General features: G+C 56.4%; 21 protein-coding genes. 16 read left to right on the forward strand and 5 right to left on the reverse strand.

Annotated elements, in window-relative coordinates; all coding sequences use genetic code 11:
* Window positions 1-73: 73 nt before the first annotated feature.
* On the forward strand, window positions 74-397 hold the full coding sequence (locus J7392_RS08040) for an RcnB family protein (protein ID WP_209217079.1): 324 nt from the start codon (window positions 74-76) through the stop codon (window positions 395-397).
* Between the two features lie 595 nt (window positions 398-992).
* Entirely contained in the window at window positions 993-1,571 is a 579-nt protein-coding gene (locus J7392_RS08045) for a YceI family protein (protein ID WP_209217080.1), read from the forward strand.
* Window positions 1,572-1,646: 75 nt separating this feature from the next.
* Here the strand turns inward: J7392_RS08045 and J7392_RS08050 are convergent, their stop codons facing one another.
* A complete protein-coding gene (locus J7392_RS08050; RefSeq protein WP_209217081.1) occupies window positions 1,647-2,828 on the reverse strand; it encodes a cytochrome b/b6 domain-containing protein in 1,182 nt (393 codons plus the stop codon).
* 494 nt (window positions 2,829-3,322) lie between these two features.
* Here J7392_RS08050 and J7392_RS08055 point away from each other — a divergent pair, with 494 nt between their 5' ends.
* The 5 genes from J7392_RS08055 (at window position 3,323) to J7392_RS08075 (ending at window position 5,800) form a co-directional block, all read left to right on the forward strand.
* Window positions 3,323-3,982: a TetR/AcrR family transcriptional regulator gene (locus J7392_RS08055; protein WP_209217082.1), complete on the forward strand. Its 660-nt coding sequence runs from the start codon at window positions 3,323-3,325 to the stop codon at window positions 3,980-3,982.
* Window positions 3,979-4,401 carry an SRPBCC family protein gene (locus tag J7392_RS08060; protein ID WP_209217083.1) on the forward strand — a complete coding sequence of 141 codons (423 nt, stop codon included), beginning with the start codon at window positions 3,979-3,981 and terminating at the stop codon, window positions 4,399-4,401. The genes J7392_RS08055 and J7392_RS08060 overlap by 4 nt, the downstream gene beginning before the upstream one ends.
* A 68-nt stretch (window positions 4,402-4,469) precedes the next feature.
* Complete coding sequence (locus J7392_RS24195; protein WP_348540693.1) at window positions 4,470-4,733, forward strand: VOC family protein; 264 nt, start codon at window positions 4,470-4,472, stop codon at window positions 4,731-4,733.
* A gap of 211 nt (window positions 4,734-4,944) precedes the next feature.
* Window positions 4,945-5,481 (forward strand): hypothetical protein, encoded by a 537-nt coding sequence (locus J7392_RS08070; RefSeq protein ID WP_209217084.1) that lies wholly within the window; start codon window positions 4,945-4,947, stop codon window positions 5,479-5,481.
* A complete protein-coding gene (locus tag J7392_RS08075; RefSeq protein ID WP_209217085.1) occupies window positions 5,474-5,800 on the forward strand; it encodes a hypothetical protein in 327 nt (108 codons plus the stop codon). Before J7392_RS08070 ends, J7392_RS08075 begins: the two co-directional genes overlap by 8 nt.
* 311 nt (window positions 5,801-6,111) lie before the next feature.
* Here the strand turns inward: J7392_RS08075 and J7392_RS08080 are convergent, their stop codons facing one another.
* Both J7392_RS08080 and J7392_RS08085 read right to left on the reverse strand, forming a co-directional pair.
* Window positions 6,112-7,368, reverse strand: a complete 1,257-nt coding sequence (locus J7392_RS08080) for a glycerate kinase (protein ID WP_209217086.1) — start codon at window positions 7,366-7,368, stop codon at window positions 6,112-6,114.
* Between the two features lie 8 nt (window positions 7,369-7,376).
* On the reverse strand, window positions 7,377-8,507 hold the full coding sequence (locus J7392_RS08085; protein ID WP_209217087.1) for a tartrate dehydrogenase: 1,131 nt from the start codon (window positions 8,505-8,507) through the stop codon (window positions 7,377-7,379).
* 107 nt (window positions 8,508-8,614) lie between these two features.
* Between J7392_RS08085 and J7392_RS08090 the strand changes: the two genes are divergently transcribed.
* The 3 genes from J7392_RS08090 to J7392_RS08100 all read left to right on the forward strand — a co-directional run bounded on the left by J7392_RS08090 (window position 8,615) and on the right by J7392_RS08100 (window position 12,911).
* Window positions 8,615-9,529, forward strand: a complete 915-nt coding sequence (locus J7392_RS08090) for a LysR family transcriptional regulator (RefSeq protein ID WP_247744506.1) — start codon at window positions 8,615-8,617, stop codon at window positions 9,527-9,529.
* Between the two features lie 80 nt (window positions 9,530-9,609).
* Complete coding sequence (locus J7392_RS08095; protein ID WP_247744507.1) at window positions 9,610-10,617, forward strand: TAXI family TRAP transporter solute-binding subunit; 1,008 nt, start codon at window positions 9,610-9,612, stop codon at window positions 10,615-10,617.
* Between the two features lie 95 nt (window positions 10,618-10,712).
* A complete protein-coding gene (locus J7392_RS08100; RefSeq protein WP_209217088.1) occupies window positions 10,713-12,911 on the forward strand; it encodes a TRAP transporter permease in 2,199 nt (732 codons plus the stop codon).
* Between the two features lie 28 nt (window positions 12,912-12,939).
* On the opposite strand, the gene J7392_RS08105 is transcribed toward J7392_RS08100, so the two are convergent.
* On the reverse strand, window positions 12,940-14,904 hold the full coding sequence (locus tag J7392_RS08105; RefSeq protein ID WP_209217089.1) for a TonB-dependent receptor: 1,965 nt from the start codon (window positions 14,902-14,904) through the stop codon (window positions 12,940-12,942).
* 149 nt (window positions 14,905-15,053) lie between these two features.
* Window positions 15,054-16,070: an MBL fold metallo-hydrolase gene (locus tag J7392_RS08110; protein WP_209217090.1), complete on the reverse strand. Its 1,017-nt coding sequence runs from the start codon at window positions 16,068-16,070 to the stop codon at window positions 15,054-15,056.
* 131 nt (window positions 16,071-16,201) lie between these two features.
* Between J7392_RS08110 and J7392_RS08115 the strand changes: the two genes are divergently transcribed.
* From J7392_RS08115 to J7392_RS08140, 6 genes are all read left to right on the forward strand, one after another.
* Window positions 16,202-17,164, forward strand: coding sequence for a LysR family transcriptional regulator (locus tag J7392_RS08115; protein ID WP_209217091.1), 963 nt, complete (start codon window positions 16,202-16,204; stop codon window positions 17,162-17,164).
* A gap of 1,374 nt (window positions 17,165-18,538) precedes the next feature.
* Complete coding sequence (locus tag J7392_RS08120) at window positions 18,539-19,072, forward strand: DUF6634 family protein (RefSeq protein WP_209217092.1); 534 nt, start codon at window positions 18,539-18,541, stop codon at window positions 19,070-19,072.
* A gap of 170 nt (window positions 19,073-19,242) precedes the next feature.
* On the forward strand, window positions 19,243-19,911 hold the full coding sequence (locus J7392_RS08125; RefSeq protein ID WP_209217093.1) for a hypothetical protein: 669 nt from the start codon (window positions 19,243-19,245) through the stop codon (window positions 19,909-19,911).
* Complete coding sequence (locus J7392_RS08130; protein WP_209217094.1) at window positions 19,911-20,252, forward strand: hypothetical protein; 342 nt, start codon at window positions 19,911-19,913, stop codon at window positions 20,250-20,252. Before J7392_RS08125 ends, J7392_RS08130 begins: the two co-directional genes overlap by 1 nt.
* A 134-nt stretch (window positions 20,253-20,386) precedes the next feature.
* A complete protein-coding gene (locus tag J7392_RS08135; protein WP_209217095.1) occupies window positions 20,387-21,163 on the forward strand; it encodes a hypothetical protein in 777 nt (258 codons plus the stop codon).
* Window positions 21,164-21,169: 6 nt separating this feature from the next.
* Window positions 21,170-22,111 (forward strand): hypothetical protein, encoded by a 942-nt coding sequence (locus J7392_RS08140; RefSeq protein ID WP_209217096.1) that lies wholly within the window; start codon window positions 21,170-21,172, stop codon window positions 22,109-22,111.
* Window positions 22,112-22,221 lie beyond the last annotated feature (110 nt).

Below are 22,221 nucleotides of genomic sequence, written 5' to 3' on the forward strand. Positions count from 1 at the left end.
AATCTCTCGGTTGCAGCGACAGAAACAGGCGCAGCAAACGTTAAATAGCCAGATAGAAATTAGGAGCGACCAAATGCAGAACCGGATGAAACGATGCGCAACTGTTCTCGCCTTGGCAATGGCTACAACTGCTGTCCTGCCGGGCGCCGCAGTGGCAGACAGAACAGTTGTCAATCACAGTGTCGATAAGCACGGCGCTAACGTGAAAATCGTAAAACGGCAACGGCATCGGCATGCAGTCGGCCACCGGTTCAGAAAACAGGAGGTCGTCGTGGTCAAAAATTGGCGCGCTCGCGGCCTTCCGCGCCCCGGTCGCAACGAAATCTACGTCGCCGACGGCGAAAGCATTTATCTTGCGGCAGCAGCAACGCTTTTGGTTAAGGCCCTTATCAAGTGAGTCGCGGTCGATATATCCGCTGATGCGAAGGTGAGTAGCGTTACCTGTCCTTCAGACAAACGATCGGTGATTTGTTTCATGATGCAGGAATGACTGCTTTGGAACGCGATCGTGCAAAGTTTGGTAAATAACTGGGGGTCCGGTAAGGGCCGAAAACGATGCTTTTCTAAGGCATTGGTGCGGTGGTTCCATTTTAGCATGTTGTTGAGCGCGGCAAAGAAGAGATGGCCATATATTCCCGTTAGCCTTTGCGGCAAAGCGAGCCGCTCTATGCGCTTCATCGCCATTCTATCATAAACAGCCTTTCAACCCGACCGCGGAACAACGCCGGGATCGGGATAATGTGCAACCATCCAGGGGTAATTGTTTAATCTATTCAAGACTTGTGAGATTACGGCTTGAGGCGCCATTCGAAGTCTTCGAGATGGAACTCAGGGCTTCTCTGGGCAGATATCTTTGTGCCTGCTGGTAAACATTCCGCACGCTGTTCGATAACGCACAGAGTGTGTTTGAAGGTAGAGAGTTGCGTATTTTCGCGTCTGATTTAGGTGCATCTGACGTGACGTATGCATCTCAAACGGAGAAATAGATTCAGATGAAGAACTTCCTTCTTACGACGGCAATGGGCGCAACACTCGCGACTGCGGCGCAGGCTGAAACGATGACCTATGTGCTCGATCCATCCCATAGCCAGATCGTGTTCAGCTATAATCACTTGGGTTTCTCGACCACCACAGGCATGTTCTCTGGGTTCGAGGGCAGTATCGAGCTGGACCAAGAAGACCCGGCAGCATCGAGCGTCTCTGTTTCATTTCCCGCCAAGAGCCTCATCACCGGCTGGCCCGCCCGCGAAGCGCATTTTCTGAGCGAAGATTTCTTCGGCGCCGAAGCGAATCCCTTGGTGACATTCACCTCAACGTCGATCGAAATAACCGGCGAAGAGACCGGAAAGATCACCGGCGATCTGACCATGAACGGCATTACGAAGTCTGTCGTTTTGGACGCCACACTGAACCAGTTGGGCGATCACCCGATGGAAAATCGCCCCTGGGCCGGATTTGACGCGACAACCACGCTGCTGCGCTCGGATTTCGACATGGGCCAGTTCGCCCCGTTTGTCGGGGATGAGGTTGCGATCGATATCTCGATCGAAGCAATGGTGCCCGCTAAATAATCGAAGCCTCTTACTTTACCACAAGGGTCGCGCGATTACTCGCGCGGCCCTTTTTTCGTCTCGATGGTGCAGGGTCTATTCTGGCTTAGTTGCCACCAGTTCTATCCGGACCTCCACGGCAAACCCGACAGAGCTTTCGTCCGGGTAGGCCACTCCCATGCCGAAGTCACGGCGGTCCAGAACCGTGCCGCCCGAGGCTTTGGCCGTGCGTCCTGTCACCTCGAGATCGAAGTCGAGCGTGACGGGAACACTCTGCCCGACCAGTGTCAGGGAGCCGGAGGCTTGGTGCTTCGGTCCGCCGATTTGCACGATGTCGCCCTGAAACACGGCGGTATCATGGGCGGCGACATAGAAGAACTCGGGGCCTTTCGCCTGGTCCGTCACGGACCCAAGTGTAAGGGAGGTCGTATCGATCACCGTCTTAACGGTGCCTGTACCGGTTACTTCATCATACTTGATCTCAGCCTGCCAATTGGCAAATCCGCCGGTGACCTCGGCCCCCATTTGCTTGATTGTGATCGACAGGCTGCCGTCCTGCACGACCCATCCTTCGGTCTGTTTAGCAGGGAATTGTGACGCGGCTTCCACGTTGTGAGCGGGGGCAAACACGGTCAGGGCGCCGCCGATTGCAAAGGTCCAGATCCCTATTGCGGCGAGAACGGAGGCCGTCTTGCCGGGGTGAGTGGCCGCCTTGCCGGCAGCCCGTCCGTTCCACATGCGGGCCAAGGTGCCATCGCGGTCAATCAGCGCGTGTTTGATTGCGCCGCCAATATGCGCCGCGAGCATCGTTGCCAAAACGATCCCCGCAATCCAGTGAACATTGGCTGCCGCACCGGCCAGGCGCTCCGATTTTGGAATAAACGGCAAGCTTTGGGGGAAGGGCCACCAGATTGGCGCAAATCCCACTTCGGCCGAATGGATCACCCAGCCGGAAAGCGGGAGCACGAAGATGGCGGCGTAGAGCACCCAATGCGCCGTGTCCGCGGCGAAGGTTTCGAGGCGCCGTTCGGGGTGGAGAGGCACGGGACGCGGTTGCGAGATTGCCCAGCCGACCCGCAATACTGCCAAAGCCAAGATCGTCACGCCGATCGTCTTATGGGTCGAATATAACAGCTGAAGGAAAGCAACGGTATCGCCACTGCGCGGCGTGAACTTCCCGATCAATCCAAGTGCTATGTCTGACAGCACCAGGAGCGCGATGCTCCAATGGAAAAAACGGGCGACGCGCCCGTAGCTGGCGGTTGTGTTTGATATCATCGGACCCTCGCATGTCTTGACTGGGTTTCCGATATCAAGACTTCGCCGCCAGCACATTCCGTTGTTTTCACACAACCTCTGTGCGCAGATGGAAAAGCCACGGTTTAGCGAGGCGCAACGCGGAGGGCAGGTGTCTGCATACGCACGTCTTTCGGCCTAATTATCCATTCATGTATGGGTGTTTGCGGGAGCGCAGCGTAATCTTGGCGATAGGTTTCTCTCACGCGGCGTTGCCGAATTGACAGATGGCCGATCTGTTGAAGCCGTGCTGTGGCGTCGAAAGGGGATGTGAGTGTCCGGTTTGGGCTCGAAGCCGCTGTTAGCTGCAACGAGCATGGGGGGGCATGCTGCCCTTCGCCGCTATAGTTGAATAGTCTGCTTCGGACGCGGCCTAATATCGATTTCAAGTCCACAAGCGGCGACCTTTGGCGTCGCCGGGGCTTGTCATGTTTGAGATTATAGATTTCATACCAACCGTATGGTATGCTTGAGATATGCCAAGACCAACCAAACAATCCCCCGAACGCGGCGACGCCCGCACACGCCTTTTGGAAGCCGCGCGGGACGTAATCCGCCGCAAGGGGTTCGCAGCGACCTCAGTAGATGATCTCTGCCAGTCGGCCGGTGTCACGAAGGGTGCGTTCTTCCATCACTTCAAGACGAAGGACGCGCTTGGCGTGGCGGCAGCAAATTTTTGGGCCGAGACAACCAGCGCACTCTTTGCCAGCGCCCGTTACCATGAGCCAGACGATCCACTGGACCGAGTTCTGACCTATCTCGATTTCCGCAAAGAGATCATCGGCGGTGAAACGTTTGAATACACCTGTCTCGTCGGCACCATGGTGCAGGAGGTGCATGATAGCGCGCCCGCGATCCGGGATGCCTGCGCCGCCAGCATTTTCGGCCATGCCGCCACGCTGGAGGCCGACATCGAAGCGGCGCGCAAGCAACATAACATCGACGCTGACTGGACTGCTGAGAGCCTTGCCCGCCACACGCAAGCGGTGCTTCAGGGTGGGTTCATCCTCGCCAAGGCCACCGGAGACCCGGACCACGCCCGCGAAAGCGTTGCTCACCTCATCCGGTATGTGCGCGGTCTGTTCGGGGTGGAACAAAATACCTCTGAAACCAGCTACAAGGAGAAATCAACATGACCAACCAGCGCATCACCGTAGAAACGACAGTTGCCGTCTCCGTTGAAGAGGTGTGGAGCGCCTACACCACCCCAGACGACATCATGCAGTGGAATTTCGCAAACGATGATTGGTGCTGCCCGCGCGCCGAAGTGGATCTGCGCCCCGGTGGCAAGCAGGTCGCCCGTATGGAGGCGAAGGACGGAAGCATGGGTTTCGACTTCGAGGGCACTTACAAGGAGATCACGCCGCACAAGTCACTCATGCTGATCCTTGACGACGGCCGTAAGTCCCGCACAACATTTACCGGAAGCGGCGGAAACACGCATGTCGTGACCACCTTCGACGCCGAGGCGCAGAACCCGATCGAGATGCAGCGCGACGGTTGGCAGGCGATCTTAAACAATTTCAGTACCTACGTCGAAAGCAAGCGCGGCTGAATGTTGATGTGGCCGCCCGGCTTGAAAGCTGAGCCGCCCCAACCACGAGAGCAATGGAGGAATTTTGCATGGAACATGCCTCGAAAGTGCGGACCTGCTTCTGGTTTGAGAAGGGCGGACATGCTGCCGCGCAGGAATACGTAACGTTTATACCAAACAGCAGGATTGAGGCCGAGCGCGAAAACGGCCAACCGGACGACCCGATGGTTGTCGAGTTCACGCTGACAGATGCGCCTATGATGATCTTGACCGCTGGGCCGCATCACAAGCTGACGCCCGCCGCATCGATCTCTGTGCTGACCGAGGATCAGGATGAAACGGACCGGCTCTAGGCCGCGCGGACGGCGAAAGGCGGCGAGGCAGGACGGTGTGGTTGCATCGTAGACCGCTTCGGCGTGTCTTGGCAGATCGTGCCGGAGCGAATGCCGGACCTGGTGGCCAGCGAGGAACCAGGTGTGATGAGCCGCGTGAGCGAGGCGATGATGCAGATGCAGAAGATCGACATTGCCGCCCTCGAAGCGGCTGCCGCGAACGAGCCAACGCATGGGTGAGGCAACACAGATTGGATGTGCCTGTGGCCAGATCCAACTTGAAGTTGAGGGGAGTCCCATCGCAAGCGTCGAATGCTGCTGCAATTCCTGCCGCGAGGCGGCGGGGAGGATGCAGGGTCTTGAGGGCGCACCCCCGACGTTGACCGATTACGGCACGACGCCCTTTGTCATGTATCGCAAGGATCGCGTGCGTTTCCTTGCGGGAGCCGCCAACCTGGCCGGGTTCCGCCTGTCGCCCAAGGCCCCCAGCACGCGGGTGATCGCCACTTGTTGCAACACGCCATTCTATCTGGAGTTTAAAGGCGGACACTGGCCGAGTCTCTACAGTGGACTTTGGCCGCCTGGCACAAAGCCAGAGCCCACGATGCGCACCATGGCCTCCGACCTCCCGGTGGGAGCCACGCTGCCAGACGACATTCCCAACGCAAAGAATCAGAGCCTTGGCTTCTTCGCCAAACTCTTCGGCGCCTGGGTCGCCATGGGGTTCCGCAACCCAAAGACGCCAAACACCGGAGAGATCAATGTCTAACGCTGACAGGAAAATCGAGATCGAGAGCATCACGTTACCGCGTCACGTCCACGGAGTTGACAAGACGAAGTTCGCAGCCATGCGCGATACGTTGCTTCCGGTGCTGCCAACCGAGGCCCCTGATATGTTCGTAGCCGAGACTAAGGCTGCGCTGTTGCCGAACCTGTCACAGGAATTGTTTCCGGGCGGTAAGAGGGCCGGATGGTGGCTGAAGGCAGTGCAGCCCGACCTCGAAGTCAAAGGTGTGTTCGAGCGCAGCGGCGAGGGACCGGTTCAGCTTTTCACTAGAAGGAAATCTCATAATACGATCGGCCGATGAACCCGGTGATTGAAATAGAGACAGGACCATAGCTGACATTCAAGCCACGTGCAGCATTCGTAAGTAGGGGGGAGAACAGCCCTTCGCTGCACTATGAATTGAGGTATGCTAAATGCGAACCTTGCAACCATTTGCTGCGGACGCAGTCTGCATTGCAGTTAAGAATATCTCGGAGGAACGGTGGTTTGCCAACCATTGCCAGACCGCCTACAATTTAACCGGTTTTCTCGCCAGTCATTTCAATATTCGTCAACTTGCAGTTCATCACAAGGGGTCGCTTCAGCGCCGAACCGGCTGCGTTGGACGCTGTTTTAGGTGACCAGCACCGCCCTGAAATCGTTCACATTCGTGAGTGTCGGTCCTGTCACCACAAGCGCGCCAAGCTGCTCGAGGATCGTATAGCTATCATGATTTTGTAGCTGATCACGCGGCGACAGGCCCCTTAATTTCGCTTCGGCTAAAAAGGTTGGCGTGATCAGCGCGCCGGCCGCAGGTTCCGTCCCGTCGATCCCGTCGGTGTCTGCAGCAATTGCGGTGATCTGGGGGTGCCCCTCTAGCGCTATTGCTAAGGACAAAAGAAACTCCATGTTCCGCCCCCCGCGACCCGGGGGCGCTTCCCCGATTGTGACTGTCGTCTCACCTCCAGAGATTACCACCATCGGGGGCGTGAGAGGTCTATGGTGCTTGGCAGCTGATATCGCAATACCAGCCATAGCGATGCCGAGCTCGCGTGCTTCGCCCTCTATCGCATCCCCAAGGATCAAGGCGGATACACCACTTTCTTCAGCGATCTTGGCTGCGGCTTCCAACGACTTTTGCGGGGTGGCGATGAGCCTAAAATCTACTTTCCGCAAAGGAGTTTCCTCGTGACCGCCAGACAATAGCTGCGCTGCCGCGGCTGGTAGTTCTGGACCCAACTTTCCGAGGAGATAGCTTAGATCGCAATCTTGCGTCGGATCGGGGACCGTGGGGCCGGAAGCGATCGCAGAAGGGTCGTCGCCCGGTACGTCCGAAATCGCAAGTGTGACGATCCGCGACTTCCCCGCAGCCCGAGCCAGCCCGCCCCCATGTATGAGAGACAGCCTGCGGCGTACACGGTTCATTTCGTTGATGGACAGCCCCGAAGACAAGAGCCGTTTGTTCACGGTGACCAGTTCATCGAAGGTCAGAGGCGGTTTCGGCATCGGCGTCAGCGCAGAACCGCCCCCGGAAATGAGCGCAAGGATCAGATCATCTGGACCGGCTTCGGCTACCAGTGCCATGATCTCTTCTGCGGCCTTTGCACCTGCGGCGTCGGGAACCGGATGAGCTGCTTCGCGCACCTCTATATGTTCGGTCGGCAAGCTATGGCCGGTACGGGTAACCACCACGCCCGATAGCGGGACATCGGGCCATGCTTTTTCTACCGCGCGCGCCATGCTGGCCGCAGACTTACCCGCGCCGACGACAATGCAGCGCCCTTTGGGCTTTTCCGGTAAATGGGCGGCCAGGACCACGCTGGGATCGGCTGCGGCTATCGCTGCATCTAGCAACCGCCGCAGCAGGCCTTCCGTGTAAATGTCGCTCATCCTCAGGCTCAGATGTTTTCGCCGCGGATCGCGTCGCAGACAGCATCGGTGACCTCTTGGGTGGTCGCCGTTCCGCCGACATCAGGAGTCAGCACACCTTCGGCGCAAACTTTTTCGACCGCACGCATAAGCCGTTTTGCCGCATCATGCTCGCCCAGATGTTCAAGCATTTGGCTTGCTGTCCAAAAGGTCGCTACGGGGTTGGCAATGCCTTTGCCCGTAATATCAAACGCAGATCCGTGAATGGGTTCGAACATCGAAGGGAAACGGCGTTCGGGGTCGATGTTGCCTGTCGGTGCGACACCCAAACTGCCGGCCAATGCGCCGGCGAGATCGCTGAGGATATCAGCATGGAGGTTCGTGGCAACGATGGTATCGAGGCTCCGTGGGTCCTTGACCATGCGGACTGTCATGGCGTCGACCAGCATCTTATCCCAAACCACATCCGGAAACTCTTTAGACACTTCTGCGGCAATCTCGTCCCACATCACCATTCCGAAACGTTGCGCGTTGGATTTGGTAACTACGGTCAGCATTTTTCGCGGGCGCGATTGAGCAAGGGCGAAAGCGTATCGCATTATGCGCGTCACCCCGGTGCGGGTGAAGATTGACACTTCAGTTCCGACTTCCTCGGGCATGCCTTGATGTGTGCGCCCCCCATTACCGGAATATTCACCTTCAGAGTTTTCGCGTACAATCACCCAATCCAGATCACCGGGGCCGACATTAGTTAGCGGCGATGTGATGCCTGGTAAGATTTTCGTCGGTCTCACATTAGCGTATTGATCAAAGCCTTGGCAAATCGGAAGCCGCAAACCCCAAAGGGTAACATGATCGGGCACATCAGGAGCGCCAACCGCTCCAAAAAAGATTGCATCGAAATCCCGGATTTGATCGCGACCGTCCTGTGGCATCAAGGCACCGGTCTTCTTGAAACGCTCAGAGCCCCAATCGAATTCTGTAACGTCCAGGCTGAAACGACCGTCGCGCCGCGCGAGCGCCTCAAGTGCCTGAAGCCCGGCGGCAATTACCTCCGGGCCGATCCCGTCAGCAGGGATCGACGCAATCCGATAGGTCCTGCTTTCCGCCGCCCCGTCCTGTGCCAAAACGGCGACGTCCTTTTCTTGAACTCCGGTCATCCTGGTCCTCTTCCCTCATAGATCATTCACGGAAAAACTATCTGGGAAAGGTTAGACACTACAATTATGGCGTGATTATATACAGATTGGATATAAGGGAGGGGATCATGAATGTGATGCAGTTACGATGTTTCCTTGCAGCGGCCGACACATTGCATTTTGGCAAGGCCGCTCAAAAACTCGATATTCTGCCCGCCACCTTAGGACGTCAGATCAAACAGCTTGAAAGCCATTTGTGCGTCGATCTGTTCCGGCGGACCACGCGCGAAGTTATCCTGACAGAGGCCGGCATCGTCGCATTGGAAGATGCCAAGCAACTTCTCAACCAGGCCGAAGCCCTTGAGTCAAAGCTGCGGAATGTTCGGAACACCGAGGCCCGTGGGCTGCGTGTGGGCGCAATCGATAGCGCCGCCGCTGGGCTAATTCCGCAACTTCTCGCCCCGATGCGCGCGGCTCACCCGCGGATCGAGCTGCAGATGATCGAACAAAAAACTATTCACCTTTTGCCTAAATTGCTTAGCGGTGGACTGGATATTGCTTTTTGTCGTCCTCCGGATACGCGTGATCCTCGTCTTGTCTTTCGAACCCTCTTTCACGAAACTCCGGTGGTTGCCTTGCCCGAGGCCCATCCGTTGGCAGAGCTCCCAAGCATCGAGATCACTGACCTTGCAGATGAACCGCTGATTGTTCCGGACCGCCGTTCGCGACCGCATTCACATGACCTAACAATAAAGCTTTTCCTCGCAGCCGGGTTGACTGCGCGTATTGCGCAGATTGCCGAGGAAAAGCAAACCATTGTTAATCTGGTGGCCGCAGGGGCGGGGCTGGCGATCGTTCCGCGGTGGACATCACGGCTACGAATGGAGGGGGTCCGCTTTATCCCCCTCGTGAAACAAAACGCCGCGCCAGAGGCGAAATTGATACTTGCTGCGGCTTGGGCGCGGGATACACGCGATGAGCAGCGAGACGCGCTTTTAAACGTTTTGGAAAGGGAGTTGAAGGTGCTAAGCGCAACTGCTTGATTGTATCAATTGTGAATATAATGGCCTGTGAATTGAGTTGAGCAGCCCTCTTCGGTCATTTTTCCTGAAGGGAATGCGCCATGCATTGGCGATCCGGGAGGAAAAAGAGGAGGAATCCCATGAAGTTTACGGCATTTATGACTGCGGTCGCCTGTATGGCGGCATTGCCCCTAGCCGCGCAGGATCGCGCCGATTGGCCCAGCAGCATTACCATCGGGACAGGTAGCCAAGGCGGCACATATTTCGGGTATGGCTCAGGCTTCGGCGCGATGATCACCGAAGATCTAGGCATCAATGCGGGCGCGGAAATCACCGGCGGGCCAGTACAAAACGTCACTCTTGTCGAATCTGGTGAGCATCAGCTTGGTTTTGTAACTCTTGGGCCCGCTGATGAAGCGCGTCGCGGGGAGAGCCCGTTGATGCCGGGCGTGCCTCATGAAAAAGTACGCGCCCTCTTCCCTATGTATCAGACCCCGCTGCAAGCGGCTGTTCTGGCCTCTTCGGACATTGAGAACTTCCAAGATCTGCAGAGTAAACGGGTGGGCGTCGGCCCGGCTGGGGGTACATCAGCAACCTATTGGACGCGTTTTTTTGAGAACGCCGAAGGCTACGATGACGTCACTGTATCGAACTCCGGTGGTTCAGATACGGCTGGCCAACTGAAAGACGGGTTGATTGATGCATTCGTTTACGCGGCGGGCCTTCCCACCGGGGCCTATAGCCAGCTTGCAGTTGAGAATGACGTTCGCTTCTTGTCGATGGATGCGGAGACCCTGGGCAAGATGAAAGAGATCGTACCTGCGATGTCAGAGTTTACCATCCCCGCCAATACATATGAGGATCAGCCAGAGCCGCTACAGACAACATCTTTGTGGAATTTTGCCATCGCGCATGAGGACATGCCTGAAACGCTGGCCTATGAGATCACCAAACTGGCGATGGAAAACAATGACCGTATGAAAACCAATCACGCGGCCGCGAAAGACAGTCTGCCAGAGAACGTTCAGTTCAACACGGTTGTGCCCTTCCATCCAGGCGCTGTGCGCTGGTTTGAGGAAAACGGTTACGACGTTCCGACGATCGAATAATCGTCCCTTTGTGACATGACTGGTAGCGGGCGGTGGGCCATTCCGTCGCCCGTTCTCGTTACGCACTATAATTTTGTTGAATGGATGAGAATGCGATGGCCGACAATCGGGATTGGAGCGTGGCAAGCGATGCCGCCCCGTCAAATCTGGAGCAGGAATTGGCGCGTGCCAATGTCGACGCTGATCCCGTCGCTGGCAATCAACGCCTATTCGGGGGTGGTCGCAATGCACTATTTGCTACGCTTTGCGTTGGCTACACGGTGTTCCACCTCCTTGTGATGAACGTTTATCCACTTGAAACATGGACCTATCGGTTGAGCCATGTCGGTGGCGGGCTGGTGCTTGGCTTCTTGCTCTTCAGCTCGGTGCCTTTCGCCGAGGGGAACGCCGTGCGGCGGGGCTATGTGACTTTAGGCAACGCGCTTCTTTGTCTTGCCGGGGCAGGCATCGTTTTTGGTTTTGCGGGGGTGGTCGCTATCTGGGTGAATGGCCTGATCATGGGGGAGATGCTACCGCCAAAGTGGGCGATGTCGAGTTTTGGGCTGCCGCTATGTTGTGGGACGGCGCTGGCAATCCTGCACGGGTGGTTCTTCCCTCAAGTCGAACGGACACGATTTGCAATCGGCGATGCATTGCTTGCCCTAGCGGCTGTGGCGGCGACCGGATATCTAATCTTTTTCGCAAGACAGCTGCAGTTGCGCGCAGGAATGCCCATGGCCTTGCCGGGGGATATGTGGTCCGCAATCACCGGAGTCTTGCTTATTATTGAACTGACCCGCCGTGTCGCTGGGCTGGCGCTTGTGTTCATTGCTGGCGTCTTTGTTGCCTACGCGTTCGCCGGGCCATGGCTGCCCGGAATTTTCGAGCATCGGGGCTATGACGTAAAGCGTTTCTTCTCCTACATCTTTACCGATAACGGCGTATTGGGCGCACCAATTGCAATCTCTTCGACATATATCATTCTGTTTGTGGTTTTCGCGGCTTTTTTGCAGACAACCCGCGTTGGGGAGTACTTCGTCAACCTTGCATTCGCGGCCGCCGGCCATCGGCGTGGCGGACCCGCAAAAGTTGCAATCTTTGCCTCGGGACTGATGGGCATGATCAATGGCACTTCGGCGGGCAACGTCGTGGCAACGGGATCTCTTACTATTCCGATGATGAAGAAGGTCGGCTACAAACCCCAGACCTCTGCTGCGGTCGAAGCGGCAGCTTCCACCGGAGGGCAGATCATGCCGCCGATCATGGGAGCGGGCGCCTTTATCATGGCTGAAATTACCGGCATTTCCTATATGGAGATTGTCTATGCCGCGATCATTCCCGCCGTGCTGTACTTTATTTCGGTCTATTTCATGGTGGACCTTGCAGCCAAACGGTCGGGTATGCAGGGCCTTCCACGAGATCAACTGCCAAAGCTCGGCAAATTGATCCGGCAGGTCTATCTCTTTATGCCGATCTTGGTGCTGATTTACGCTTTGTTCGCGGGGTATTCAGTCATCCGCTGTGGCACTTTGGCGATGATCACGGCAGCAGTAGTATCGTGGTTGACGCCCCATCGCATGGGGCCACGACAATTGTTCCAAGCGCTCGACAGCGGCGCGCGCATGGTGCTGCAATTGGTGGCTGTCTGCGCCACAGCGGGAATTATCGTGGGTGTGATTGCGCTCACGGGCATTGGTTCGCGCTTTTCGACGGTACTGCTGACCTTGGCCGATCAAAGTCAGATCCTTGCGCTGTTTTTTGCTATGGTAGTTTCGATCATCCTCGGCATGGGAATGCCAACGACAGCAGCCTATGCCGTTGCAGCCAGTGTCATCGCGCCGGGGGTCATAAACCTTGGCGTCGCACCGTTGACCGCGCATCTTTTCATCTTCTACTTTGCTGTCATGAGCGCGATCACACCACCTGTTGCCCTTGCCGCCTATGCGGGATCAGCCTTAGCGGGATCGAACCCTATCCGCACCAGCTTTGAGAGCTTCAAGATCGGTCTCGCAGCCTTTGTCGTGCCTTATATGTTCTTTTACTCGCCCGCCATGCTGTTACAGGGCAACGCGTTTGAGATTTTCCATATCTCGGTCACGGCGATCATCGGCGTCTACCTACTGTCCTGCGCTGTGCAAGGCTGGTTCTTCGGCCTCGCAGGTAATGCAGTCAGGGCGGTTCTGATTGTGGCTGGCCTTACGATGATTGCGGGCGGCTGGTTGACTGATGCCATCGGTCTGGGGCTCGCCCTCGTTTTGGCGGTGATGCAGAAGGGGCGTGGAGCTCCAAGCCCGGCTGCGCAGGGGGGCGATTAACCCCTGCACAGCCTTGCTACGGTCTCGCCTAGAACTTTGTCGTTAAACTGACCCAGAACGTCCTGCCGTTCTGGGTTTTGCCATGGTCCTCACTGTTGATGTCGCGATCTGTAAGATTATAGATCGCGCCGCTGAGATTGACCCGGTCATTGACCCTGTAGTTCGCACCGATATCAACCGTGGCGTAGCTATCATAGTTGCTAACCACCACCGCGCCGGACCTGTCCTGCGAAGCTGACGAAGATGGGCCAATGTAATTCGCCGTGCCCCAAAATGCGAGTTCTGGCAAAGGCGACTGCCAATCAAGACGGAGCTTGGCTTGGGTCTCAGGCGTGCGGTTCAAAGGTTGCCCTGCGAATACGCCGCTGCGCTGTTCGGAGTCGAGCAGGGTAACACTGCCACTAAGCTCAAGATCATTGGTCAGAAAGTGACCGGCGATGAATTCAAGCCCCCGGTTGCGCACATTGTCGACGTTTACATAGCGGTAAAGATCACCCCCCTGCGGAGCACCACCTACGGTCACGAGTTGGCTGTCGATCTTGTCGTCGAAATCAATCTGAAACAACGTAGCTGAGACTTTGGTCTGACCGTTATCAAAGCGCAGGCCAAGCTCGTAGTTCTTGCTGCTCTCGGCCTTGAGATCTGGATTGCCTTGGATTGCGTCTCCACTCCGACTGCCGTTTGTCGGCAGGTAGTAGTTTTCATTCGCATCCCGCAGTTCCGGTGTCTTGTATCCTCCGGAAATACCCCCGTTGACGTAAAGGCCCGAGGCGAGTTCATACGACCCCCAAACCCGCGGCGTTAGTTTGCCGCCAAAGCGTTCGTCTTCCGTGTAACGGGCACCTAGCGTCAAATCGAAACGCTCTGTAACGGACCAGATATCTTCGACAAACAATGAGCTTTGAGCATTGCTGAATTCAAACCGCTGACTGGTGTTCGTGGACCCCAGATTCAGGTCGGTCAGGTCAGAGCGCAGATACTGCCCCCCAATCGTGAATTGATGCAGGCCATGCCACTCCAATTCTTGTGAGGCTTTGATGTCAAATGTCGTTGTTTCAAAGTCGATGATACGCCCAACCGACGAGGTGGGCGTGGCCCGCTCTGCCTGCTCACGTGCCAATAGGGCTGCCACGTCCCATCCGCCTAGGCGCCCGTCATAGCCTAAGCCAAGCGTTTCGCGCTCATCATCGCGCAGGGTTGAGACGATTGTCGAGCCACGCAGCCCTTCGTCTTCGTTGGTCGTATCCGAGCGTCCATAGCTTAGCGAAAGTTCATGATCCGGCGCAATGGCCCAATTCAGAACGGCGTTGATATCAGTTAGGTCCCGGTCGCTGCTGTCGATATCAGTGCTGCTATTGCGCCCCAGCGTACGCCCCCAGAGTTTGAGCCCAACGGTATCCCGAACCAACGGACCGCTGAAATAGAATGAGGCTTGGTTCGAACGCCGATCTTCCGAGCTTTCGGGGACCAAAGTTTCAAAAGTCAGCGAGCCTGTCCAAGCTTCGGCTACCGGTTTGGTGATGATATTTACCACCCCGCCAAGCGCTTCTGATCCATAAAGCGAGGACATCGGCCCGCGCACGACCTCAATGCGGTCAATTGCCGAAGCGGGCGGAACATAAAGCTGATCCATCCCGCCAGAGCCATTCGTGCGCGACTGGCGTGTATTCACCCGCTGCCCATCGATCAAAATCAAAGTGTCCTCTGCCCGCAGTCCGCGGAAGGTAATATTGTCGTTGTTGTCGACAAATACCCCTGCCTCGTCTTCGACCGCATCGGTCAGGTCGGTGTAGCTTTCCGCTTCGAGGTCGGCGCCGGTGAGGACGGTAACGCTGGCAGGTGCCGTAAGCGGATCTGTAGCCACCCCCGCGGCAGACAGGACCAAGGCCCCCAAATCGTAGCTTTCGGCATTCTGCGCCGACGCCAGGCTTGGATTGGTCAAAAGGATTGTGGTGGACAACAGGGCTTGGGAAGCCCGTGAGAAAATACGCATAGTTCTATCCTGGATTGTAGGCGTCGCCTGGGGGCGTGCGCTGTGGCACTGCCTGGGCCGTTAAGGATCGTTTACTAGGGGACCAAAAATCGGACAAGAGCAGCGACGTGGCCGTGCCATCATTTGCGGGGCCAGGGTATCGAGATTGCTTATCGGTTGTGGTCCGACGCACGAAACCGCTCTGCCTGCGCAAGCGCGCAGTTCTCCAAGACGTCGAACAACTCGCCTTCATGTTGCCTTACGAAAGGATGGGGCTCGCCCGGCGCGCGGCTGCGCAGTTCCTTGAGGCGGTTAACCGTGCCGTCCCGCCCCGGATGACCGGAAATGAAAACCTCTACATCCGCACGCTGAGCGTGCCGGCGCATCTTTCGCGCTGAGGCCGCGTAGTCCTCGAACACTTCGATGAATGGGCCGAAGTTAAACCCGGTCCCGCCCCATAGCAACGCAGAATGCGTGTATTCCCCATCGTAGACCGTGAATATCGGCGAGACCGTCCCCGGCGTATGCCCTGGTGTCACATGAACCTGAAGTGAGGAACTGCCGAACTCCAAAATCTGCCCGTCTTCGACGGTCTTATCCCGTTCCGGCGCGGGCCCGAAGCGCGGGTGTGCGCCAAGCCCGCCGACGAGCGTCCAATCTGCCTGTGTCATCAATATCGGCACATTGAGGGTCTTAGAAAGGTAGTCAGCGCCGCCATAGTGATCGCCATGCCCGTGGGTGACCAAAATTGCTTCAATCGCCGAAGGGTCAAGCCCGGCATCTTGCATGGCGCCCAATACATGCTTTTGCGCATCTTCATCCGTTCCCAGCCCGTCGATCAGTAGATAACCTTCGGGCGTGCCATACAGCCAAGTTGTAACAGACGGCGTGCCGAGAAACCAAAGATTGTCGAAAACTTGGGTGGCCGGGATGGGTTTGAACTCATACCTATTGGTCGGGCGCCGCTGTGCATTTTTGCCGCTTGGTCGCGGCTTGCGCTCGCGTTTAACATTCACATTGCGGATGGGCCTTTCAAGATCGCAAAGTGAGGCATACCCTTCAAATCCCGCCTTCGCAGCGGCGCGCCCGAGAGCGGCGTATTCCTCTTTGGTCTTACCAACATCAGCCAGCAACCCTCCGCTCGGCAGACAGATACAACACATCAAAATACCAAAGGTCTTCCGCAAAACCATTCTCCTCGAGCCTATGGATTGACAGGGTGCCATCTCAATATGACCCGCTGTACCGCAGATTGCCTTGCAAGGCTCCCCTAGCAGGCGATAACTTACAAAAATAGTCGATAAGGATAACGCATATCATGAGCGTGAACGCATCTACCTTGCTTAACCGTTTCACGCTTCGCGCGAAATTTCGACATATGCATATTCTGATTGGTCTCGCAGAATTTGGCAGTATGCGAAAAGCGGCAATTCAGTTGAACATGACACAGCCAGCGGTGTCGCAAACAGTGGCTGAATTAGAACGCCTGATGGATGTGAAGCTTTTCCTGCGCCATGCGCGCGGCGTAACCCTTACAACTGCCGGAGCAGAGCTTCTGCCGGCTGCACAGCAAGTTCTGTCAATTCTAGGGGATGCGGCCGAGCGGATAGCGAATGAGATGGAGCAGAAAGGTGGCGTCGTTCGTATTGCGGCAAGTCCTGCCGGCGTAGGCGGTGTGCTTCAGAACATGCTGTCCGCGTTCAGCCGCACGCACCCCGACACCCAGCTTCATATCGTTCCGCTGCGCGATGGAAACTCGATAAGCGACGCGCTGGACAATAACTGCGATCTTATCCTTATGCGTGCCCCGGCTGCGGCCCCAGAGGGGTGGTCATTCGTTAAACTGGTCGATGATATCCTGACCACTGTCTGCGCGCCTTCGCACCCGCTTACGTCCTGTGAAAGCCCAAGCGATCGCGACCTTTCTGAGGCGACTTGGATGCTGCACAGGGTGGGCTCAATCGCGCGAAGCAAGCTTGAAAGCAGGGCTGCACTACATGACTGGCCGTCCTTGAAGCTTTGTCAGATCGACGTGCATATCCCCAGTCTAACCCGTGATCTTTTGATGTCTTGTGGTTATGCCGCGTTGCTACCGCGTAGTGTGTTCTTGGCTGATATTCAAACGGGCGCGCTGAAAGAAGTTAGTTCACCGCTGACCGAGCCGCTCGCCCCGTTGGGTTTCATGTGGAGGCCAGAAAACCGCCGGGTTGGCGTTCGCAGGTTCGCGAAATTCTTAGTCGATTTTCGATTTGCATCGGAAGAGCCCTTGGTATTGAGCTGATGTGAAAACATCGATCTTATCGAAGCGCACCATTTCGGTCCAATGATTGCCCTGCTACTCGAGCCCTGCGTAATTCACCCAGGGTTCGGTGGCGTGACCCTTAAACGAGCTCCGCGTCAGTTATGACGCAAAAGCTGCAGTAAATGCCAGCAAACCGCGCCTTCGCGCAAATACTTTTTGATCGTATTCTGAGACAAACCCGTCCGCCGGGCGTTCTCGCGTATCGGCATTTTGTTACGCAATGCCCAGCGTCTGATGACAGTCAGTTCTCAGTGACAATCAACACTTGACGGGCAGGGGGAGCACATCAACGCGATCATGAAGGATGGTCGCTTCGTAAAGGCATTATAGGGCTCCTCAAACCGGGGGGAGGTTCCCCCCCCCCCCCTCCGGCCTCAACGCAACGACTATCAACGTGCCCTCCTACTTCTTGGTAGAGATCTGATTTTTCCGCCAGAACGGGTCTCGACGGGGCGGTCGGAAACCGGAACTCCTAACGGCCCCAACGGGCCGGTTCTCGCGACCAAGAGCTTCTTAAGCTAAATCCTTTCAGTATGTTAATGGATGGCCGCCCTAGATGGGAACCGGAACTCTAAGCGGAACTTCCTTTCAGTGTCACTTTCAATCGAGAACTGCGCTGTATCCAGATTGCCAATGCGGTTTCTCCTTTCTCAGAAATGGTGCGATGGGGTCTCTGTCCCGCCGGAAGGATCATTCTTGCCATCGGGCAAGGTCGGCCTCGTTTTTGAGAGGGGCTCGAAGATCGGACGTTCGCTAAACACAGCGTTTGGGCCCCGGTCCCCTCCACTGACTATCATCGTGTCTTAGCAAAGCCATCCAGCAATACCTGTTTCGCCGCTGCCAGCGATATTACCCATTCCTGCCAAAAAATGTTGTCAGTCAGATACCGCTAGGTCCGACACCTAAACCCCGCACGAGGCACGTCAGAGAATCGAGTATGAATGTCGGCCGAATGCGTGGCAGTCGCGACACTCTTGATCTCCAAGCCAAGCGCGAACTTTGCTCAGCGATTCGCTTTCTCCGAGGTGAATACCCCTGTTTCCAGGATCGGGTCGCCTGTTCGCTCGTTTAGACGCAGTGAAAACCGCCCCTTTGGGCTTGGAAACAGTTTGTTTCCAAGCCCAAAGGGCATGCGAAAGAGTCATTTGAACCGTCGCTTCGGGATGTCCTGCTTGGAAAATTCGCCTTTCGAAAAGGCTTCAAATGACTGTTTTCGCAAAGCTATGTGTTTCCCCTCCTCCAGCCGTGCCGCTAAGCGAACTGCCGAACACGCGCGTTCACCCTACCAACTCAAACTCTGACCCTCCGCGTCCAGTGGGGGGGGGCAGGTTCGACTGTCTAAAGGAAATGAGCATGCACGCAGCCGTTAGCCTCCGGGCTTTTATTGAACTTCATCTAACCGCGTTTCGGGCGGTGATTGCCGGCCCTGATCCAGAAGGCACGGATATGGATGCACCGAGGCTCGAAGAGTGGACGCCTGTCTTGAGCGGTGCGCAGTTGTCGCTGGCAGGAAATGTGGAAGGCCATCCGGCGCTCGGAAAGACGCAGATTGTCACGTCACCGTTAATCCACGTTTCTGAGGGCGACCAATGGGCGCGTACACTTTCGCGCTGGTACCGTCTCGGAGCGCCGCATGCGACAGATACGGGGAATGCTTTTCCTGAGGCCGCGATTGCCGGGTACTGCGAAGTGTTGGCGCCCGATGTCCTTAGTGTTCCTCTGCGCTTTGCCAAGCGTCTTACCGGTAAGCGTCCAGATCGAATGGCCGAACAGGCTTTCAAGTTAGGATTCGATGATCTGGTCCCGGCGCTGACCATGGTGGCCAGAACATGGCCGAGGAGCGGTGGTGAGAAAGATGATATATACCAATGCCATAGGCAAAAATGAAATAAACGAAGAATAATCTCTAAGTTTTTTCGCGACCTCCTCGTACCTCCATCCATATGAGGCGACGGCGTTCTGCCGCGTCTTGAATAATCAATCGGTGGCCTCTGCCATAGCTTTGAAACCTCGGTTTCAGAGGACGGATGAGGCTTGCCTAAACGAAAGACGACAAGATGAGTTTCGACGACACCTATCTCCATAGCCGCGCCACGCGGGCCATCCCGAAGAAATCTCCGTTCCACTTTGTTGGTCAGATGACTTTCCTGAATGCGGACGGCAAATCGCAGGCAATGCAGTACAACAGTCTGCTCGAATACCACGTGGCGATCTGTAGCCGTTACCGGCCGAACGTCGTGGATGTTGAAGAGCAGATCGCGCCTATCATGGTACGTCACGGCACAGTGCGGGCGACCCCGTATTGGTTTGACTTGCGGCTCACTTATCGGAACGGTCAGCGCACCGCCATTTCGGTAAAGCCACAGCGTAAGGCCGAGCGCCATTTGTTTCGCGCTAAGATGGAAGCTGTCTCCAGTGTCGCGATGATGGAGGCTGCCAATAGGGTTTGCGTCGCAACAGAGCGCAATGTCTACCCAATCGAACTGGCGAATGCCAAGTTGTTTCATGCTGCGCGGCATCCTGATCCGTACATGGATAAGAAAGTCACTGCGACGCTGGCCTCACTGACGGCGCCTATGTCGATCCGCGATTTTCTGGGCGCGTGCGGCATTGGTTCGACTGGATTTTGGAGTGTGATCCGGCTGATCCACTCCGGAGCTGTCAAGGTCCTCGCGGCGGAGCGCATCACGCCCCGGACTATTATCACGCACGGGGAGAGTATCTAATGCCAGTCTCGCTGAAGCCCTGTCGCAAACTGCTGGAGGAAGGGTGCCGTTTCCGCATCGGCCCGCGTCCTGCTGAGGTAATTGCCGTACGCCCTGAGGGGTATGTCGTCATCTGGGATGAGTGGACAGATCCCAAGACAGGTGTCGTAAATGACCCTGTCCATAAATTTCTGAATTACCCGCGTGTTGAAACGGAAAATAGCCATGGTCAGCTGGTGATTATCAGCCGGCCGGGGATGAAGGATGCCGACCTATCCTATATTCCCCGCCATTGGCGGACCCACAAAGAACTTCCCGGATGCTTGTCCGAAAAGCTTGTGCGCTTGGAGCGCAGGAGTTGATGTCGGAAGGGCGGATCGGAGTGACGCGTCAAGCCTTCGAGAAAGATGCCGAATTAATCATTGCGCGGGCGAGGACTGTGCATGCTCGGCTAGTGCAAGAGGAAAGCGTAACACGGCATAGGCGTGGGGCACGGGTGACGCTTTACGGTGAAGAAGCGGTGCGCAAGCCTTATGTTTTTGACCTCACCGTTAAGGCCGGAAACCCCTCCTCAAAAGGAGCCTCCATCTACAAGTGGCTTGGAAAGCTGAACCGCCTGGGAGAAGACGGGCTGTATGACGCGCTCCGCAAATGCGGTGGTAAGTCCGGGCATTCGGAAGATCTTGCGGATTTTGTAACGTCAGTGCTCGACGATCTGATTGATGAGGAACGTCAAGAACTCAGCTCGCTCCATGACGGTGTGAGGGCTGCGATCAACCATGAAAACAAGCGGCGGGTCAGCGCACAGCTACCTTTGCCGACATTGTCCAATCGGGTGAGCATGGCGTTTGTGCGCAAACAGGCCGCGCGTCTGGGGCGGGCTGCGCTGGTGACGCGGCAGCGCGGCTTTGATCAGGCATATAAGGACATGCACGCCTTGGGTGTCGGTATCACGACCCTCAGGGCGCTCGAACGTGTCGAGATCGATGAGTACGCCATTGACCTTACACTATTGTTGCGGCTGACAGGCATTTTCAAATTGCTTACGCCTGCAGAGGCGAAGATCCTCGGGCTGGATGGAAAGCCAAAGCGCGTAGTGATTTCTGCCGCAATCGACGTACACACACGCTGTCTCTTGGCACTCCAGATCGTACCACAAGGCGTTACAGGGATTTTGAAGCAGACCCTCGAGATGGTCTATACCGACAAGACGTCGATCTCTGATGCGGCTGGTTGTAAATATGATTGGTTCCAACACGGAGCGCCCGAATAAGTCGTAATGGATCGTGGCGGTTCCTACATCTCCGAAGAGGCCTACCATATTTTGGCGTCTTTGGGGATCACCAACCTCGGTGCCCCGGCTGGAAAGCCGTGGTTGCGGCCGTTCATTGAGCGTGTCTTCGGCACGATGCACAAGACTTTCCTGCAAAGGTTTTCGGGTCGCAATTTTTCCAATGTCGTTGAACGTGGCGGCAATGACCCGGCAGCGCGCGCAACGCTCACGCTGGAAGAGTTCTTGAGCTGGCTCGTCCGGTGGACGGTCGACGGATATCACAACAGGCGCCAAGAAGGTTTGGGCATGACGCCGCTTCAGGCGTGGAAGAATGCTACCGAAGATGCGCCGGTAAGGGAGCTCAGCAGTCGAGAGATGCGGCTCGCCTTCGGCACCCGGGTCACGCGGAAACTGGGGCGGCACGGGCTGACCATCAACCGGGTAAATTATCAAGGGAAGTGCCTAGAGAATCTCTGGTTCGGCCCCAATGGTGACAACAAGATGCTCGAGGTTTGCTACTGGCACGGGGATATTGGCACCATTGATGTGCGTAGCGATGCCGGGGAGTGGGAAACCGTCACTGCAGCTGATGAACGCTGGATCGGCAAGACCGAGATGGATGTGCGTGAGTGGTTGGTATCGCGTCGGGAGACCGATCCGGAGGCGGAGGCTACCCGGCTCGAACTGGTCTACGAGATGGACCAGCGTTCACGCACTCTGAAGGCTATGAACGGGCTGCTTGCCAGGCCGCGCGACTTTGACGGCGTGGATAAGGCAGAGGCCTACTTTGCACAGCACACGGATACTGCAGAGCGCCGGCATCTCGCCGGGCCTCACCGTGGTTTGCTGGCAGATGAAGTCGAAGTCCCAGGGCAGGAAACAGGGGCTTCGCCACTGGACGCTGCTGACACGGTTGGGCTCCCGGCCGACGACAATCTTCTGGAGTGATCTAGCGGCCCTCCTGCCGCCGAGCGAAGTAGGAGGGCTGATAAAGTTATCATAATCAGCAAGTTACGCGAAATTTATAAAATTTCTGAAAAACCGCTGAGTTCTTTCGC

This window comes from Sulfitobacter sp. R18_1 (genome assembly GCF_017743915.1).
Lineage (GTDB): Bacteria > Pseudomonadota > Alphaproteobacteria > Rhodobacterales > Rhodobacteraceae > Sulfitobacter > Sulfitobacter faviae.